This is a genomic window from Salmonirosea aquatica (genome assembly GCF_009296315.1).
Classification (GTDB): Bacteria; Bacteroidota; Bacteroidia; order Cytophagales; family Spirosomataceae; genus Salmonirosea; species Salmonirosea aquatica.
On sequence record NZ_WHLY01000002.1, the window covers coordinates 2,965,967 to 2,984,522 of the forward strand.

An 18,556-nucleotide genomic window follows, 5' to 3' on the forward strand; every position below is an offset into this window, starting at 1 on the left:
AACTACCCTTTACCATTCTTTATCAAGAAAGCAAGCTCGCTATCGGTTCATTTTTCGTATGAACTGTCTTTTTATGATACAAACTGCTCCTATTTTAATCCAAAAAGCTTCCTAAAAAAGGATATTACCGGGTCGGGGAGCTGGGCCTTGGGCTGGGGATTCTGCAGAAGGTACTGCCGCAATTCCTGGCCGCCACTACGGGATGCATACACATGTCGCGCCGAATGTCGGAATACGATTCGCTTCTCGCTGTGGTCGTAGCGGTCGAGGTGGGTGAGGTTAATGAGGATGCTTTTGCTGATGGAAAAAAACTGGCCGTTGGAATGGAGCAGAGCGGCATAATGCCCTAGGTTACGGCTCGATACGAGCGGAGATTGGATGTCTTTCAGGTAGAGATCGGTCATGCTTCCGTTAGCTTCCAGATAGACGATGTCGTTTAGATCCACCAACTGCAGTGCGCCTTTTAGTAACGTTACGGTAAGGCGTTGTCCGGGATGAGCCTGGTTACTGAGAAATTCCAGAAAAAGCTCCATTTGTTGCCGGGCCTGGGGGATTTCCCTGGGTTGCCCTACCTTATCGACGGCTTCATGCAATTCCCCGGCGGTGAAGGGTTTTTCCAGAAAAGCGAGCGGCGAATATTCGTAGCCGTGTTTGGCATTGTCGAAATCCCGGAAGCGAGTCATGAAGATAATGCGCAGCTCGTTGAGTCGATCCACTTTTTTCAAGCGTTTGAGTAAATCGTAGCACAGCCCGCCGATGATCTGAATGTCGGAAATAAGCAGATCGGGCCGCGTCTCGATAATGCCCACGTAAGCTGATTCCATCTCTCCTGAGGTACCCACAACCTTGACCTGCGGGCATTTCAGGGCCAGAAAATCCAGCACGTTGGCCAGTTCCAGGGCGTTATCTTCAACGATGTAGGTTTTTAACATGAGGATGTCTAGAGGGAGAGTACAAGTTATAGAATGACGTGTAGGGATGAAATAAGAAATGTGGCAAATACGTACTTTCTTTTTATTTATAACCCACTCGAATCTCTACTAAGGTACCCTGGGGTAAGTCGGTGATTTCGAAATAGATGGCGTAGCCGAGCTGATTGAGCAGGGTAATCCGCTGCTTCAGGAGTTCGGTTGAAACGGAATCGTGATCTTTGGGCATCTGTTGTTGAATCTGGCGGGCGGCCACGCGGCCAATGCCATTATCCTCGATGCGGCATAGCAGCACCTCGTCAGCTTTTCCCCGGAACTCCACGCGCAACAGGCCGCGCTCGGTTCGGTGGTGCAGACCGTGCTTGATGGCGTTTTCAACAAAAGGCTGAATCAGAAAGGGTGGTAGCTTGTAATCGTCAGTATCGAGCGTGGCGGGTACGTCCAGAACGAAATCGAAGCGGTCTTCATACTGCAATTGCATAAGCTCCACGTATAACTTCAAAAGGTATATTTCCCGCGTCAGCAGGATTCCTTTGGTGAATGGATTGGGTTCGCCCTCTTTAAAAATGGAGTCATCGAGGTAGGCACGGGTCAAGCGTTCCATTTTTACCAGATTGTCGCTTGCCCGCTCGCCCTGCTGGGTCAGGGCGAGCCGTTGAATGGCCGAGAGCGTATTGGAAGTAAAGTGGCGGTTCATTTGCGACTGAATGGTTTGCGCCTGTAGCAACTGCATAGCGCGGTCACGCTCTTCGAGGCGATTCTGCTGCTGGAGCAATTTCCTTTTGCGCCGTTGGCCAACGGCCAGTAGCGAAGCCAGGGCGGTGAGCAGCGCTAATCCTGCGATGATGGTGTAAAGATAAAAATCAGGTGATTTCCAGATAGGTACCTTCGTGCTGAAGCGTAGCGTGGCGATGCTGGCTTCATGGGCATTGAAATCGCCCGAGCGAGAGCGCACTTTGAGGGTATGAATACCGTTGGAAAGGTTGTTAAGTGTGATGAGGGGTTGCTCCTGCCAGTCGGTCCAGCCGTCCATGTCGCCTTCCAGCCAGTAACTGAACTGGGAGTTATAGGGCTTGTCGTCGCCCAGGGTTTCGACTTTGATATTGATGATGCTTTCGCCTTCGGGTACCTCCACGAGTTCCCCGGGCCTGATGAACGATACCCCACGCTTATTGACGCTGGCGATCATCGTACGCAGCGGGTGGGTCGTTAGATCGAGCTGTTTAGGATCGAGTACCGACAACACCGAACCGGACGTGATCCAGATGCGCCCCTTGGAATCGCGGTAGCTGCCCAATTGGCCCGGCTCCATGCCCATGAAACCATTGTGATGGTTAAAGGTCTTGATATCAACGGTTCCGGTTTCGTTGAATTTTTTTAGATTGAGGACATATACATTCAGCATATCGCCGATCAAAAGGTGGGTAGGATTGATCTGTTCGACGAACTGTAACATTTTATTGAACCTAAAATCAAATACCTTTTCAAAACGATCTTTAACGGGATCATAACGGCATAAGATTTCTTTACCACCCGCCCATAGGGTTCCATTCCAGTCAAAGTACAGAATACCGAAGCTTGTTGACGGAAGTTTTCCGTTTTCGAAGGTATAGGTAGTGAATTGTTTCGTATCAGGATTATATCGATCTACGCCCCGCCCCGAAAACCAGTACTCTCCCTTGGGGGACACAACTGTACACATCAGTAACCCCTCAAATAGTTTCGACCCCCCCTAATGGAGTCGGTACGAAAGGGCGCATTTAGGTCGATGGTATAGAAATAGTTGAAGCTGGCTACGACTATTTTCTTTCGTTTTATATCTTCGGCAATGCAAAAAGCCATACTACTACGGCCCTTCCGAACAAAATCCCACTTAGCGTCTTTGTAACGGTAGGGGCCAGAACCATCCGGTAACCAGCAGTAGCCATTCTGATCGCGAAGGGCGCGGTAGTACCATGTGTCAGGAGCGGGGGTTATATTTAGGGGTTTGTAGGATGCTATCGCTTTGGGGAAGTAATCTTTTTGTGGGATGAAACGTAGCTGTTTTTCGTCGAATTCTTGCACTCCTTTCCAATAGTTCAAAAAAAGCATCTTGCCTTGGCTATCCTCTACTACGCTCCATGCGTAGGGTACCTCCCCGTCTTTAAAGTTTTTGAATCCGGTAAGCATCAAACCCCATAGTCCCTTTTCCGTCGGAATCCAGAGGATTGAGGAAGTTTTCTGGTTTAGAAATGTAAGCCTACCCATTCCAGGAGGACTTTCACCAATGTGCTCAGCTTGCCGGGAATGAGGAGGTAGATAGTAGAGTGCGTTATTGCTAGTGAACACATAGGGGTAGGGCAAGGATTCCGTTAGGGAAAAATCTTCTGTCGCAACGTGCAGAAATGGAATAAGCTGCCCGTGCCGGAACACGTAGCGTTGTAAATTTCCAGCGGGTAAACTTTCCTGGATGTGTACATCACCATGAGTGATACCCTCAATTCCCCATTCTCCTTGCTTAGTGAGCCTCGTCGTCCTTCCTTCTCGATAACTGACAACTTGTCGGTTGTGAATAAGAAAGTAAGTATCGGTTGTAGGATGATAATATACAATTTGCTCATCACTTTTGGGGAATTTGGACAGCCGAATGGGTAATACCGTATCACCCTTTACCTCCCATAGCTCCTGCTTTTCTGATTCCCACATCCGGATGGTTTTCGTTTTACTGTAGAAATGGAGACCTTTGTAGTTAGGGGTTGGTAGTTTAAATTTTTTGAAATTCTTACCGTCGAAACAGGCCAGTTTATCGTTATCGCCTGAAATCCAGATAAAACCATCGCTATCCTCAACTAGCCTGGTTACTCTTCCATTCCATAAACCCTCCGCCTCGGTGTAATTCTCAAAGGTCTCCCCGTTGAAGCGACTGAGGCCGTACCAGGTACCGCACCATACGTAGCCTCGGCTGTCTTTAAGCAGCGAGAGTACCTGATTCTGCACCAGTCCATCGCGTACCGTGTATTTTACGACGGGACGTTGCTGGGCGGAAACGCTACCTGTAAGCAGCGTGAGGCCAAAGAGAAGAATTTTTAGTTGACAGTTGACGGTTGACAATGGACAGTAATCTTTTAAGCTTTCCCGAAACGGAAGCTTTGTTCTCGAAGGAGATCAATTTTTCCTGTAATGTATAGAGTTTTTTTTGAAGGGAATTTTGCTTGCTTTAAATCAGTCATTTTTTCGTACCAACTGCATAAAAAAACGCTGTCAGGGTACAAAACCCTGACAGCGTTGGAACTGGAAATCTATGTTATTGAACACTTCTTATCGCAAAACCACCGGCTCACATTGACGGCAATCAAATAATCCGCAAAGCCGGATAGCTACTAAATTCGTTTGCGGGTGGTTTCCTCAATTACGGACTAAACTACTGATCCGCGCCGTCAGCCTTGGCCACATTGACCGTGTACCGTGCCACGTCCCTCCCTTGCTCTGTGCCGACGGTGGCATCGAAAGTCCAGTGAATACCGCCATATACCCGGGAGATGGCCGCCTCCTCGGCCCATCCCCTCACCAAGCTGGCCTCCTGGGGAAATATGTACGCCAACACTTCCGCCGCGGCCGCCGAAAACACACTATGTCCGGAAGTATAGCTTGGAAAATTGGGCGTGCCCGCTATCGTCTTGAACCCTTTAATCATCTGAATAGGCCGGGGGTAATGGTAATAGTACTTGGCATCCCAGCAGCTTATTCCCCCGTCCATGATAGCCATGTTCATGTAGGCGAAAGTACGGGCCGACCTCAAAGGATTCATTTTGTATTTTACTATAAAGTCACGGGCAAAGCGGTTCCAATGCCCTGGTGGGGTGTAGGTACCCAGGCCGTCCTGCCAAAAATTGGCTATTCGTCGTCGTTCAGCCGTTACATGAGCCGCATAATCTTTAAGGATTCTGACATCCTCCAGATACTCCGGCGAATCCAGGGCGGGTGGGGCTTTCGGTCTCGTAGCCAGTACGTTCGGCACATTCCACATTTTCACCTTTCCAAATAAGGGCGTCAGGCCGACGGGCCGCGTGGGTAGTTCAAGATTATCCCACTGCCAGCCAAAGCGGGTGAAAGCAGCCGCTTTTATGGAATCGGAAACGGCCTTGGGCGCCTGGGCGTTTTTCATACCATCGTTAGCCGCGCGGGCCAGAGCCAGGGAAGAAATCTTTTTGCCAAGCGATATGCCGGCTTCCACATCACTGGCTACGTTCCCGCCCGAAAGTACCAGGCTTTGCAGATGTTCGGCCTCGCGCTGCTCGAGATAGGCTTTCTCCAGAGGAAACATAACTGACAAAATTTCTCTCGATACAGCAGCGATTACCGCCCCATCGGAGGGATACGAGGGAATCGTACTTTGCTCATAAGCATAGTCGATATCGGCATCCTGTTGGTAGGGAGCCGCTCTTTTGTATGCATACTTGTAATGCCAGGCCGATACCAGACCGTCAAACTGTGCCACCGAAAGGTACGCCAGCGCACGACTGGCGTACGGCGGATGGGCAAAAGGAAAGGCAGGTGGACCCTCGGGAGAAGCAGGACTAGGCAGCGTGTAGGTACCATCCTCGTTGTAGCCGGGTATCAGGTTATACTTGGCAATCAGTTCCAGGGCAATCTCGTTCCAGCGGGTCACGGGGTTGCTGGTCCAGTAGGAAACGGACTGCCGTTGTTCGCTCGTCATCTGCCCCATGGCAGCCTTCATATCAGCTAATTCAGCCTGATATTCGGAGGAAGTGGTACTTTTCGGAGCATCCAGCGAGATAGCTGCTCCCGAACTGATGAGAATAGGTTTCCAAGTACCCCCTGCTTCGTCGTTTTCCGAGAAAGCATAGCTCTGGTATTCCAGAAAAGTGGGAAGTTCCTTTTCGCAGGACACAAGAAGCAATATCCCGCCCAGGAAAAGGATCGTTTTTATTTTTCGCAAAAGCATATCGTGTATTTTTTCCTTATAAGAATTTGAACTGATAGGTGATGCCTGCACCAAAGTTTTTGATTTTTGGAGCGTTCAGGCCAGTCAGAGCCTGATTATGGTACACCAATACACCGAGTTTTTTGGCCGGAGGAAGATAGTACTGCGCCATAAGACCCGCTTGCCCCATGACTACCCTGTTGGTAGGCTGCGGCGCATTGTAAGCCCGGATATCATCCCCGCTCGTTGATTTTAGATTGGAGTAAGAAAGCTCGATCCGGAGCGAGTAGTCGAGCAGCCAGGCTCCCAGTATGCCTTCGGCAGACCAGGCGTTGGGTACATCCATCCAGGAAGTATAATAGCTACCATTGTTGTAGTAGTAATCCCGCTCCGCTTCCGCATAGCCTCGCCATAAATGCGCCAGAGCCGCCCGGAAGTACAGGCCTTGCGCCATTTTGTACTGAACGATTCCCCGCAAGGCAACCTCGGGCGCACCAAAGCCCAGGCTGTATGGCATATAGTCCGGCAGGTAGTTGGTAATAGGCGTAGAGTACCCCACTGTACCCAGCACAGAAAGCTCGCCTTTGGAAGTCACCTTTTTCAAGACCTCATATTTCAATGCGAGTCCAAGATCCTGGAAGCCCTGGGCTCCGGCAAACTTCCCGCCGTTGGGGTCGGTGGACAGGGTTTTGACATAGGGTACCCCCGCGTATAAATTCAGCTTATCGGTAATCCCTACCGCCACCATCGGCAGCACCGTGGTGCGCTTCACCGTGGCTATGGTGAGGTTGCCGCGCAGGCGGTCACCCTCCCAGTATTGATCAAATTGCCCGTAGTTGTAGTTGGCCAATAAACAGGCATTCCTGGCGGGCATCATGATGGCGTCACTGGGTGTTTGGCCTTGGGCAGGAATAAGAGCGCCCCATGCCGCAAAAAGCAGGCAGAAGGTCATTAGAACGCGTTTACTTTCCATCATATATTTTAAGGAATAAGTCTCAGTAAGAAAATAGCCTATGTACCTACGGATTCTCGCCCTTGGTGGGGCAATCCGTAGGTACATAGAAATGATGATAGTTTGATTGGAGTCATTATCCGCCTTCCTCAGGCAGGAGAACCCAAGTGGAGGCAAGGTACCAGACTCTCAGAACCAGCGGCTCACGTTTACCGAAATCAAATAGTCCGCAAAGGCGGCGTCGCCGTGTTTCTGGCCGGTGGGGTCCTGCAAATCGGAGTAGCTTTTGGTGCGGTTGCGATAGAGTGCCACGGGTACCGTCACAGCGGCCGAAAAGCCATTCTTCATGTAGGCTACGCCTGGCTCCACCGACACGATATAGCCCGGCCGCCGGAAGCCCCGGCTCCCACCGATCAAATCATGAGAAGGTACCCCCTCCACACGTCCGCCCAGAAGTAGGGAAAGCCCTTTGGCAAAGGGTAGGGATTGGTTGAGGCCCGCGCGGGCAGCAAACTGATCTGCTACCGAAAAGTACCCGTCTATAGGATTGGGGTCGCTGCCGGGCGAGCGGTTGACGCCATTGGTTTCGCGCGGGTTGAACAGATAAAATCCGTTGGCGTAGAGCGAGGTCGTCTTACCTACCTGCCAGTACCCCTGCCCTTCCAGACTGAAGCCTACACCGCCATCGCCCAATTGAATGGATTGGTCCACGGGCTTGCGTAACAGGTAGTCCTGATTTTCTTTATCCAGTTTGTGAAAATCGTCCTCTACGCGGTAGTTGCCCGTAGGTAGCTTGATGCCCACGCCCAGGGCCACGTTGTATTTTTTGAGCTTCATCGGATCGACCAGCCAATAGCTCGACGACACGCGCAAGTCGCCTATGCCCGCCGATTGGGTATGAAACCGCTTCTGTTCGGGATTGGCGGTGAGACTGTTGCCGTAGTGCTCGTACAGGGAAGAGCGGTCGTTGTGCAGTACGGGTAGGTTGACTGAAAAGGAAAGCCGCGTAGTGGGCTGGAAACTAATGCCCAGATCGAAGGCATGGGATAAATTCACGACTTCGGTATGGTTCTCGATCCGCTCGTGTTCTTCCACATCACCCCGGAAGTGCCGGAACGAACGGAAATAGCGGTAGCCCGTATTGACTTGCCATTTGCCGTGTTTTTGGGCGAAAAGATCCGATGAGGTAGCACCACCCGTCGCGCAGCTCATGTGGCGCACCGCCACGCAGCCCTGACCCAATGTGGCGGCTGTAGTTAATAAAGTAATGAATAGAGAATAGAATAACGTTTTCATGATTCAGAAAAAGATTGGGTAAAACCAGAAGTAATTTTGGAAGAGTAGGAAACGTGCGTTCGGACCGCACCGCACCGGATACGGTCAACTGAACGACCCCTTCTCACGCCTCAATCAGGCGAATGAAAAGGAGGTAGTTATCCCAGGAAAAATTACCCAATCAGATCGGGAGGAGGGTTGGGTACCTTTAAATAGGCGGAAGGAGACGAAGAAATGAAATCAGGCAGATTTGCCTGGTCCGTCAGCCAGTCGTAGAGGTAAAAGTAGGTCTGGTGCTGGTTGGCAAAGTATTCTTTGATCAAATGACTTACCTGGCCCGCTGCTTTTTCGGAGGTACCCGGTAGGCCGGTCACCGTGATTTTAACCCACTCGGTTAGGGCCGTGAAGAGGGCCTTTTCAGAATGATCTTTGACGGCTAGCACCACCAGGGTATCGGCGATGACTTCCTGCTTATACAGTTTGTAGAAATCGCCGTTGTACTCGATTTGGCCGTCGATGCGTTCGGGAGCCTGGCGGGTTTCGGTCCAGTAGGGAAGCCCGATGGGGATTTTAATGGTGAAAAGTTCGTCTTCTTCGAACAGATGCGCGTCGAGCCGCGACTTCATCTCGGTCTGAGCCTTCCACTGCATAGCCAGATACACGGGGTAGTAACCCAGTGTATTCAGCATCAGCAGGAATAGCGTTCCAAGAATCAGTACACGTTTCACTCGATAGGTAGGCGATTAATCGGTTTTGAAATTCGTTTTTTTACCCAAAAGGACATACAAAAATTCAAAGAAAAAATGATATTTAAAAATGTGTCCGAAAAATGTAAGCCTGTAAACTAGTCTGGCACAAAAAAAGGACAGCCGAATTGGCTGTCCCTCTTGAAATATTGGCTTGGACTAATGAAATAAATCAAAATCAAATCATGATGCGCTAAATCAAGCGTAAGTGTTCAGCATAACCGGCATAACCAGCATCAGAATATCTTCGTGGTCTTCCTGCTCTACCGGAATAATAAGGCCTGCACGGTTAGGAGCCGAGAGTTCAAAAGTAATGTTCTTGCACACCAAGTTGCTCAGAATCTCTATCAGGAACTTAGCGTTGAAACCAATTTCCATCGGGTCACCATTGAATTCGCACATCAGTTTTTCGTTGGCCTCGTTGGAATAATCGAGGTCTTCGGCGGAAATGGACAGGGTACCTGGTGCCATTTTAAGCCGTACTTGGTGCGTGGTACGGTTGGAGTAAATCGAAATCCGCCGTAGCGAGTTCAGCATTTCCATGCGGTTGATCGTGAGCGTATTAGGGTTGTTGGTCGGCAAGGCATTTTCGTAGTCCGGAAACCGCTCGTCGATCAGACGGCAGATCATACGGATGTTGTTAAAACTGAAAAACGCATTGGAAGCTGTGAACTCCGCCTTCAGCGGTACATCCTCGGAGGGGAGGCAGGATTTGAGCAGGTTCAGCGCCTTACGCTGGATAATCATGGAGGTATCAGCCGACGACTGAATGTCGGTGCGGCGGTAGCGTACCAGACGGTGCCCGTCGGTAGCCACAAAAGTAGCGTTCTCGGTACCGATCTGCACGAATACGCCCGTCATGGCAGGCCGCAAATCGTCGGTACTGGTGGCAAAGATGGTGTTGGCAATGGCTGTTCCCAGGGCATTGGATGAAAAATCGACCGCCTGCCCGCGATTGACGGTGGGCGTTTTGGGAAAGTCAATGGGGTTCTCGCCGGAAAGTTTGTAGCGCCCGTTGTCTGATACGATCTCAGTACCGAAGGTTTCTTCATCAACGTTGAATGTAATCGGTTGCTCAGGCAGGCCGCGCAGCGTATCCAACAGCAGCTTGGCGGGTACGGCAATCGCCCCCTTATCACCGCCTTCCACTTCGATTTCGGTAATCATCACCGTTTGTAGGTCAGACGCCGTCACGGTGAGGGTATTGGCTTCCAGTCGGAACAGGAAATTTTCCAGAATAGGCACAATGGGATTGGTAGAAACGACCCCGTTGATGGCCGATAACTGTTTGAGAAGCACCGAGGAAGAGACAACAAACTTCATAAGACGCAATTGCTTTTTTGGAATGAGAGTATAGGGTTGAGCAGAGGGAACAGGCCGTGATCTGATTTTGACCCGTAATGAACAAAAGTAAGAAAAATTACCGACCCGTCATGCCTGCCGTCCGAATTTTCGGCGCCGTAGTCCGTACCGTACCGCTCCAAAAAGTCCGATCAGTCCGATCGGTAATAGCAGATTCAGGAACTGCCAGCGGGTACGCTCTGCCTGGGCGCGAATTTTGTCCAGCAGGCGGATGCTGATCTGCTTGGAACGGGCCGTGATGAGTCCGTTGGGATCAAGCATGTAGTCGAGGGCATGAAGTACGAAGTCTTTATTGCCAAAAATATTCTGCGAAACGCGATCATAGCCCAGTGGAAAAGGCGTATTGCGGCGCAGATCAAAATCATTGACTACCACGTCGCCATCGGCACAAAGTAGTACTTTTCCTTTCGAACCGGATGCTTGGAAGGTACCCTTACGGGGATCGTCGGGTAGAATACGGTTCTGGAATATTGAGGTAAAGGTACCTTCCAATAATACTGAAGCCAATTGTATGCCACCCCGGTATTCACTCGGTTCGGGCTGTTGCCGGGCTTCGTTGTAGGCTACCAGCAGGGGGGCTGTCAGGTTTTTGGTATAAGGCGAAGTCATCAGCAGCGGCGTCCGGCGTATCCCGCCCGCGCCGCCCACGGTATCGAGCGAACTGAGGTACCGCGTGTATACGGCGTCGATATTGCGGGTAATGGGACTGTTGCCAAAGCGATTGAGCAAAGGGTAAAAACGCCACGGCAGCGGCTGAAGTTGCGGTTTTTCGCCCATGCTACCTACATTAAGCAGGATTTTTGCGCTGTTGAGGTCTTTCACCAAATTGGCGTTGACGCGCACGCCCCACTTGAAAAACAGATCGCTGAGGTTCAGGTCCAGTGGCTGGGCGTAGGTACCTTCGGGGCTGATCGTATCCACTTTGGCGCCATCCACAAAAAACAACGCCTTGCCACCACCTACCACAAACTGGTCCAGTTTATATTTCTCATCATCCGTAAACCGCTGGTCGGGTTTTAGCACGAGTAGTGCATTGAGGCCTTCGTACGAGGCAGGGTTGTTCACATCCAGAAATACATCATACTTCTGCTGCAATGTAGCAATCAAGTCCGAAAACCCGGCGGGCGATGCCCCGGTATGGCTCACCACCAGCCCTATCCTTTTGCGCGGTGCTGGAATCAACTGACGGATAGCAGAGGCCAGTTGAAATTCTACGCCCTCATAGGACTGATTCAGTTGCTCTTCGGATGAACTGCTCTTGTTACCTTTCAGCAACTGCACCGGTACCGCCAGGGTATCGGCCTCCACGATGGCACCCGGAAAAATCAGTTTTTCGGTACGCTTGCCCTGCTCGTTATCGAATAGAGTGGTCGGAATCAAGCCGGCGTTCACCAATTGTTGGTATTGTTGGCCCCGTTTTTCTTCCGTAGCGGCGGCCGAAGGGTCGATAAACCGGTAGGTCAGCTTGCCGTCGGCGTAGGTCTTGAATTCTTCCAGCGTTTCGCGCGTGGCGCTTTCCAGCCGCTCGAAGCCGGGCGGAAAGTCGCCCGCCAGGTACACGGACACGTGGATGGTACGATCCAGGTCCTGCAGTAGCCGCTTCGTAGCGTCGGACACGCTGTAGCGCTGGTCTTCGGTCAGGTCCCAGCGTACCGATACGAACGAAGCCAGCCAGTTGATACCGACCAGGGCGGCAAGGAGGAAAAGGAAATAGAGTATTTTTCGACTAGTTGACATTCGACGTTGACTTTTACTACCAGGTAATATCATTCATAAATAAAGAAACTTTACTGGAAAAACCAATCCACTGGGTAAGCTGGTCGAATGTCATGTCTCATTAAATATCTTCCCATCGGTAATTGCCTCCCGATGTACTTCGAGGAATTCACGAAAGAGCTGGATTTGTTGTTCCTGCACCGAAAAATCCATATTCAGGTCATAGTTTTCCTGATAAACTTCCCGAAAATCGGTGATTACATAACGCAAGGTGCGTACTCCTTTGGGTTTCAAAGCTAACAAATAAAAATTCTGGTGATTGTGTGTAAAACGTCCCGGTACATAACGCCCGGTCGTTTTCAGGTCCACGGCCAGCGTTTTGCCCACTACATCTACGTACCCATACAGCAGCACATCACCGAGCTGGTGCTGGCAGTACACCTGTGTTTCGGTCATGGGCCGGGGTAGGAGGGCGCGGGCTTTGCGAAGTACCTCAGGATCAAAATGTTCTTCGTTGGTACCTTTGATAACGGCCTCTTCAAACGAAACACCTTTGGCCTGCGCCTCCGTCTGAGGAATAGGTACCCGGTTGATGCGGTCCAGCAGTTCCTGCTCGGTAAGGTACCCTTTCTGAAACCAGGCGAAGGTATTGAGTAAGGTAGGGTAAATGCGGTAGTGGATGTCCATGTTTGTTGATTTGTATATGCGTATAATTGTTGATTTGTAAGCTGTTTTAGCCTGATCTTTTTGACAGTTATTCTTATTGCTGGTGTCCAAATCAACAATTACACAGTTCAACAATTAAAAAACCTTCCCTTAGTTTTTCAAAATCAAGTACACCCCCACTACCAAAAAAGCTACGCCCAGCAAGCGCAACGGACTGACTGTCTGCACCGAAAATCCCAGCCAACCGTAGTGATCGATGACAATGGCGGCGATCAGTTGGCCAGCTACGGCCAGAGCAAGCATGTTGGCCGGGCCCAGGTCGCGGACGATGAAAATTACGGACAACACGTATAGAGACCCAAAAGCACCGCCGATGAACTTCCACCAACTTACCTGCCGCAGTGTTTCTACCGAAGGTAGGGGGTAGGTGTTGAATAAAACGAAAGAAAGAACCAATACCGTCAGTCCGCCCGAAAATGAAACGATGGCCGCCAGGAAAGGATTTCCAATCGCCACCCTAAGCTGGGAATTGACGCCCCCCTGCACGGTTGTAGCCATGCCTATAATGAATGCCAGTAGTGCGAAAATCAGGTTCAAAATGAATACTTGAAAATGAAAAATGGTGGGGAATTCAGGTAGCTAAAAGGATATGGTTTCTATGAATAATCTGACTTTTCTTTGCCACTCGGTGCCTGCGCCCGCCCGAAATCTATTGCTTCAACTCACTGATCTGATCCGGATCGATACTACCGTAGTGGTGGTACACCCGCAGCACGATAGCCAACGCCACGGTGACTTCGGCGGCGGCAACCACGATCACAAATAGTGCAAACAGCTGTCCCCGCAGCAGCATGGGGTCGTGCCGACTGAACGCAATGAGATTCAGATTCGCCGCATTGAGCATCAGCTCAAGGCCGATCAGAATACCGATCACGTTGCGTTTGGTCACGGCCACAGCTAGCCCAAGGCTGAAAAGAGCGGCCGCTACGACCAGGAAATGAACCAGTTGAATTGTGGAGTGCATCAGGATGGATCGCGGTTTAAAGCTAAGTACGCGGCACCTACCAGGGCCACCAGCAGCAGGATGCCCGCTATTTCAAAGGGTAAAAGATGCGTAGTCATCAATTCTACGCCTAAGGTACGTATCGTAGAGCGGCTGTTGAGCGTATCACCGTCGAGCTTAAAGTGTGCCTGCACAATCACCAGCCACAAAATGCCGAATACCCCTATACCTACCACCACGCCCCCCACACGCCGGCCCAGTGCGACCACCACGCGATTAGGCGTTTGGGCATTTTCGGTCCGATCCGCCGTACGCGTCAGCATAATCCCAAAAATGAGAAGCACCAGTATTCCGCCTACGTACACCATGAGCTGCACAACGCCCAGAAAATCGGCTCCCGCCAGCACAAACAGCGCCGCTACACCCAGCAGCGCCAGAAACAGCGCAAAAGCAGCGTACATAAGGTTCCGGGTGAGGAGGATGAAGACACCCGATCCGATCGCCAGGGTAGCAAAAAGGTAGAATGCGGCTAATTCCAAGGGTAGGTAGTTTTATTCATCGACAGCCAGGGTACCTTATTTAAAAAAGCCTCTTCCAGATAATTTCCGGAAGAGGCGTAGGTCAAAATCAGATAAAAAACGCTGTGCCTACAAATCGATTGCTTCGCCGTAGGCGGCTTCCGTGGCACCTTTCACGGCTTCCGACATGGTGGGGTGGGGGTGGATCGAGCGCAGGATTTCGTGCGAAGTCGTTTCGAGCTTGCGCGCAACCACTACCTCGGCGATCATTTCGGTGACGTTGGCGCCAATCATGTGCGCTCCCAGCCACTCGCCGTATTTGGCGTCGAAAATCACTTTCACAAAGCCCTCCTTAGCGCCTGCCGCCGAAGCTTTGCCCGAAGCCATGAATGGGAACTTACCTACCTTGATGTCGTAGCCGGCTTCCCGGGCGCGCTTTTCGGTCAGACCGACGGAGGCGATCTCAGGCTGGCAGTAGGTACAGCCGGGTATGTTGTTGTAATCGAGGGCTTCGGTTTTGTGGCCGGCGATTTTTTCTGAACAGATAATACCTTCGGCCGTTGCTACGTGCGCCAGTGCCGGGCCGGGCGTACAGTCGCCGATGGCGTAGTAGCCTGGTACGTTGGTTTCGTACCATTCACTTACCACAATCTTGCCGCGCTCGGTTTTGATGCCCAGCTCTTCCAGACCGATATTCTCGATGTTTGACACGACTCCCGCCGCTGACAGTACCACTTCGGCTTCGAAGTTTTTCTCACCGTCGGGCGTTTTTACGGTCACTTTGCAGAGCTTGCCGCTCGTGTCCACTTTTTCTACCGAAGAGTTGACATACACGTCGACTCCCATTTTCTTGTATTGCTTGGTCAGCTCTTTCGATACGTCTTCATCCTCCACAGGTACCATGGTGGGCAGGTATTCTACGATTGTCACCTTGGTGCCCATGCTGGCATAGACAAAAGCAAACTCAACACCGATCGCGCCAGAGCCGATCACCAGCATGGATTCGGGCTGCTTCTCGAGGCTCATGGCCTTGCGGTACTCAATGATTTTCTTGCCATCGATTTTAATATTAGGCAGTTCACGGGCCCGTCCGCCCGTAGCGATGATCACGCCCTTGCTAGCAGCGTACTCAGTCTTCTTGCCTTCTTTGTCCGTCACTTCGACTTTTTTACCGGCGATCACCTTGCCGTAACCCATAATGACGTCGATCTTATTTTTCTTCATCAGAAAAGCCACACCCTTGCTCATGCCGTCGGCTACGCCCCGGCTGCGCTTGATCACGCCCGCAAAATCGGCTGAATATTCACCGCCGACATTGATGCCATAATCTTTGGCATGCTTGATATATTCGAAAACCTGCGCACTTTTGAGCAGGGCTTTAGTGGGAATACAGCCCCAGTTCAGACAGATACCGCCCAGGCTTTCTTTTTCTACGATTGCCACTTTCAGTCCTAATTGCGAGGCACGGATGGCCGCCGGATAGCCGCCGGGACCGCTGCCTAACACAATAACGTCATATGTTTGAGCCATTTTTTAGTTAGTTTGGGTATGAGAGGTTTTGCAAAAAAACGACGCAAATATAAGCCTTTTTTGCGGGAAAGCGCAGGGGGTACCCCTCTGAATCCTAGCGCAAAAATTACTACCTTTGCCGTTTTTAGAATTAAATTGAAAACAGCAAAGCCGCTTTTTCAATTCCCAACTATTCTTTTTCAATTATCATGACACAAGATCAAGCGAAAGACTTGAAAGGCCGTGTAGAGGCCTTGGGGAGGTATCTTTGACTACGGTCATCGCAAAAGCCAACTCGAACAATTAGAATTGCAAACCGCCCAGCCGGAATTCTGGACCGACTCGGAGCGCGCCGAAAAGGTGATGAAGGAAATCCGGAGTCTGAAATTCTGGACTACCGGTTATGAGGAACTCGCCCAACGACGTGACGATCTGGACACGATCTGGGAATTTTACGAAGCCGGAGAAGCTACCGAAGCTGACGTGGACGCCGAAGGCGAAAAACTAACGACGAAGCTCGAAGAGATCGAGTTCCGCAAGATGCTGGGTGAGGAGGGCGACGACCTGCCCGCTGTGATCGAGATCAACGCCGGGGCCGGAGGTACCGAGTCGCAGGACTGGGCCTCGATGCTGATGCGGATGTACATCATGTGGGCGGAGAAAAACGGCTACAAGGTACGCGAGGTAGATTTGCAGGATGGCGATGTGGCGGGTGTGAAATCGGTGACGCTGGAAATCGAGGGTGAGTACGCCTACGGCAACCTCAAATCCGAGAATGGAGTACACCGTCTGGTGCGCATTTCGCCTTTTGACTCCAACGCCCGGCGACATACCTCCTTTACATCGGTGTATGTGTACCCGCTCGCCGACGACAACATCGAGATCGATGTCAATCCGGCGGACATTACCTGGGATACCTACCGTTCCGGTGGCGCGGGTGGTCAGAACGTGAATAAGGTCGAAACCGCTGTGCGGCTGCACCACAAGCCTTCGGGGATTGTAATCGCCTGCCAGCAGGAGCGTTCGCAGCTGATGAACAAGGAAGTGGCGATCCGGCTGTTGAAATCACGCCTCTACCAGATCGAACTGGAGAAGCGTAATGCAGCCCGCGCCGAAGTGGAGGCTTCCAAGCGCAAGATCGAGTGGGGCTCCCAAATCCGCAGCTACGTCCTCGACGACCGCCGCGTGAAAGACCACCGCACCGACTACCAGACCTCCAATACCGATGCCGTGCTGAACGGCGAGATCAATGATTTCATCAAAGCCTATTTGATGGAGTCTTAGTTTTCATCCATCAAGAGCCATTAGCTAATGGCCGTTAGCTAATGGCTACTTGAACAAACTTACCCTACACTGCGACCGTCTGGGTCAGGGCCCAAACATTCTGCTAGCTTTCCACGGGGCGGGACAAACCGGCCATGCATGCTATGACGCGTTTGCCGTACACCTGGGCGACTACTATACTCTGTACGCTTTCGATCTGTTTTTTCATGGGCAAAGCCATGGGCTATCCGGTAAAGACGATTTTTCAGACGATGACATTCTAACCAAGGTACTTTGGAAAAACTTCATCCAGGATTTTATCACTACCCATACTATTAGCCGTTTCGATGTGGCGGGCTTCAGTCTGGGAGGTAGGTACGCTTTGGCTACGGCCGAAGCCTTTCCTGAGTTGACCGATCGTCTGTTGCTCATGGCCCCCGATGGCGTGGTGGAGCACCCGCTCTACGCGCTGGCAACGCGCTTCGCGCCGGCGCGCTGGATTTTCCGGCAATTAGTCCGTAATCCCCGGCCACTTTTTGCCGTGGCGGAGACAGCCCGGCGACTCCGGATTATTCCTAAAAATCTGCTGTATTTCATACGCTATATGCTGGATACCCCGGAAGAACGCAAACGCCTCTACCGCACCTGGGTGAGCCTGCGTGAACTGTCATTTTCAATTGGGCCTTTACAAAAAGTGCTTGAAGCGAATGGGGTTGAAATGTGGCTATTCGCGGGAAAATACGATACTCTCTTTCCGCCGGAACGGCTGAAGGTACTTTCGAAATTACTGCCACCGGCACGGTTCGTAATTTTGGAATGCGGCCACAATCACTTGGTAGAGAGGGCGGCGGCTTATCTCGATGTCGTACGGGCGAGCCGCCCGTCCTGACAAAAAGCCAAAGTATAAGCAAGACATCTTCCAATTTAAACGGAAATTGTCTCGATGGGTGAGACGCCAAGTGTCGGTCTAGCTACACTACCTTTTTCGGAAAAACCACCCGATACCGACCGTAGACAGCAGCACCAGGGCAATGATGAGTAATTTGGCACCGATGCCTTCGTTAGGATGATCCAGCAGGTACCTGATTTCTTTCGCCTGGGTACCTATCCACATAGCCAGTGCCGTGCGCGGAATCATGCCCAGGGTACCCCCGAGCAACATCTGTGGGAGCCGCGCGCCAGCCATCGTGAAAACCAGATTGGTGATCGCAAAGGGTAGCATGGGCGACAATTTGGTAAAGAAGATCAACCGGATCGGATTTTCGTGAAAGCGCAGCAGTAGCGTGGCCGCGGCTGGATAGGCCTGTTGCAACTGGGCCAGGAAAGAAAGTGGAATGAGCTTTTTGCCAATCAAATAAACCAATCCGATAGCTCCCAGGTTGAGTAGAAAGAGCAAAGGCAGCCCGGTCCAACCCAGGAAATAGCCGTATACGAGTGCCAGAAATGTAGGAGGCGTGAGGGCCAGAGCCGAAGTAAGGCTTAGGGCCAGGGTGACCAGCAGCCATCCCCCCAGCGATAAATCCGACCAAAAGCTTTCGTAGCCTACCGCCCAGGCAGTCAGCAGTGAGCTGGTTAGCAAGGGCATAACGGCAAGTGCTGTACTTAGCACAATAGGAAGCGGATATTTCTTTAAAAGTGGACTGGGCAAAGCGCTTTTCGTAGTTTTGTGCAAAGATAGTAAAGAGGATGTTGG

17 protein-coding genes are annotated in these 18,556 nt (G+C 51.3%); 2 read left to right on the top strand and 15 right to left on the bottom strand.

Annotated elements, in window-relative coordinates:
• Positions 1-89: 89 nt before the first annotated feature.
• From GBK04_RS13455 to lpdA, 14 genes are all read right to left on the bottom strand, one after another.
• The gene (locus GBK04_RS13455; protein WP_152760459.1) at positions 90-932 is read right to left on the bottom strand and encodes a LytR/AlgR family response regulator transcription factor; all 843 of its coding nucleotides are present in this window, start codon (positions 930-932) and stop codon (positions 90-92) included.
• Positions 933-1,014: 82 nt separating this feature from the next.
• The gene (locus GBK04_RS13460; RefSeq protein ID WP_152760462.1) at positions 1,015-2,631 is read right to left on the bottom strand and encodes a sensor histidine kinase; all 1,617 of its coding nucleotides are present in this window, start codon (positions 2,629-2,631) and stop codon (positions 1,015-1,017) included.
• Complete coding sequence (locus GBK04_RS13465; RefSeq protein WP_152760464.1) at positions 2,631-4,019, bottom strand: ligand-binding sensor domain-containing protein; 1,389 nt, start codon at positions 4,017-4,019, stop codon at positions 2,631-2,633. Before GBK04_RS13465 ends, GBK04_RS13460 begins: the two co-directional genes overlap by 1 nt.
• A 310-nt stretch (positions 4,020-4,329) precedes the next feature.
• Positions 4,330-5,868 carry a vanadium-dependent haloperoxidase gene (locus tag GBK04_RS13470; protein WP_373330960.1) on the bottom strand — a complete coding sequence of 513 codons (1,539 nt, stop codon included), beginning with the start codon at positions 5,866-5,868 and terminating at the stop codon, positions 4,330-4,332.
• Between the two features lie 22 nt (positions 5,869-5,890).
• Positions 5,891-6,829, bottom strand: a complete 939-nt coding sequence (locus GBK04_RS13475; protein ID WP_373330961.1) for a transporter — start codon at positions 6,827-6,829, stop codon at positions 5,891-5,893.
• A gap of 165 nt (positions 6,830-6,994) precedes the next feature.
• A complete protein-coding gene (locus tag GBK04_RS13480) occupies positions 6,995-8,101 on the bottom strand; it encodes a hypothetical protein (RefSeq protein ID WP_152760468.1) in 1,107 nt (368 codons plus the stop codon).
• 152 nt (positions 8,102-8,253) lie between these two features.
• Positions 8,254-8,808, bottom strand: coding sequence for a hypothetical protein (locus GBK04_RS13485; protein WP_152760470.1), 555 nt, complete (start codon positions 8,806-8,808; stop codon positions 8,254-8,256).
• A gap of 216 nt (positions 8,809-9,024) precedes the next feature.
• The gene (gene dnaN / locus GBK04_RS13490; protein WP_152760472.1) at positions 9,025-10,149 is read right to left on the bottom strand and encodes a DNA polymerase III subunit beta; all 1,125 of its coding nucleotides are present in this window, start codon (positions 10,147-10,149) and stop codon (positions 9,025-9,027) included.
• A gap of 108 nt (positions 10,150-10,257) precedes the next feature.
• On the bottom strand, positions 10,258-11,925 hold the full coding sequence (gene gldG / locus GBK04_RS13495; RefSeq protein ID WP_152760474.1) for a gliding motility-associated ABC transporter substrate-binding protein GldG: 1,668 nt from the start codon (positions 11,923-11,925) through the stop codon (positions 10,258-10,260).
• A gap of 90 nt (positions 11,926-12,015) precedes the next feature.
• Positions 12,016-12,591, bottom strand: a complete 576-nt coding sequence (locus GBK04_RS13500) for a hypothetical protein (protein WP_152760476.1) — start codon at positions 12,589-12,591, stop codon at positions 12,016-12,018.
• Between the two features lie 129 nt (positions 12,592-12,720).
• Complete coding sequence (locus tag GBK04_RS13505; RefSeq protein ID WP_152760478.1) at positions 12,721-13,167, bottom strand: DMT family transporter; 447 nt, start codon at positions 13,165-13,167, stop codon at positions 12,721-12,723.
• A 112-nt stretch (positions 13,168-13,279) separates the two neighbouring features.
• The gene (nuoK, locus tag GBK04_RS13510; RefSeq protein ID WP_152760481.1) at positions 13,280-13,594 is read right to left on the bottom strand and encodes an NADH-quinone oxidoreductase subunit NuoK; all 315 of its coding nucleotides are present in this window, start codon (positions 13,592-13,594) and stop codon (positions 13,280-13,282) included.
• Positions 13,594-14,112 carry an NADH-quinone oxidoreductase subunit J family protein gene (locus GBK04_RS13515; RefSeq protein ID WP_152760483.1) on the bottom strand — a complete coding sequence of 173 codons (519 nt, stop codon included), beginning with the start codon at positions 14,110-14,112 and terminating at the stop codon, positions 13,594-13,596. Before GBK04_RS13515 ends, nuoK begins: the two co-directional genes overlap by 1 nt.
• A 108-nt stretch (positions 14,113-14,220) precedes the next feature.
• Positions 14,221-15,621, bottom strand: a complete 1,401-nt coding sequence (lpdA, locus tag GBK04_RS13520; RefSeq protein WP_152760485.1) for a dihydrolipoyl dehydrogenase — start codon at positions 15,619-15,621, stop codon at positions 14,221-14,223.
• Between the two features lie 188 nt (positions 15,622-15,809).
• On the opposite strand from lpdA, the gene prfB reads away from it, so the two are divergent.
• Together prfB and GBK04_RS13530 are read left to right on the top strand one after the other, a co-directional pair.
• A protein-coding gene (gene prfB / locus GBK04_RS13525; RefSeq protein ID WP_152760487.1) for a peptide chain release factor 2 occupies positions 15,810-16,884 on the top strand; the annotation gives its coding sequence in 2 pieces (ribosomal slippage) (positions 15,810-15,869 and positions 15,871-16,884; 1,074 coding nt in all).
• Positions 16,885-16,933: 49 nt separating this feature from the next.
• Positions 16,934-17,752, top strand: coding sequence for an alpha/beta fold hydrolase (locus GBK04_RS13530; RefSeq protein WP_152760489.1), 819 nt, complete (start codon positions 16,934-16,936; stop codon positions 17,750-17,752).
• Positions 17,753-17,839: 87 nt separating this feature from the next.
• Here the strand turns inward: GBK04_RS13530 and GBK04_RS13535 are convergent, their stop codons facing one another.
• Positions 17,840-18,448: a VTT domain-containing protein gene (locus GBK04_RS13535; protein WP_152760491.1), complete on the bottom strand. Its 609-nt coding sequence runs from the start codon at positions 18,446-18,448 to the stop codon at positions 17,840-17,842.
• Positions 18,449-18,556 lie beyond the last annotated feature (108 nt).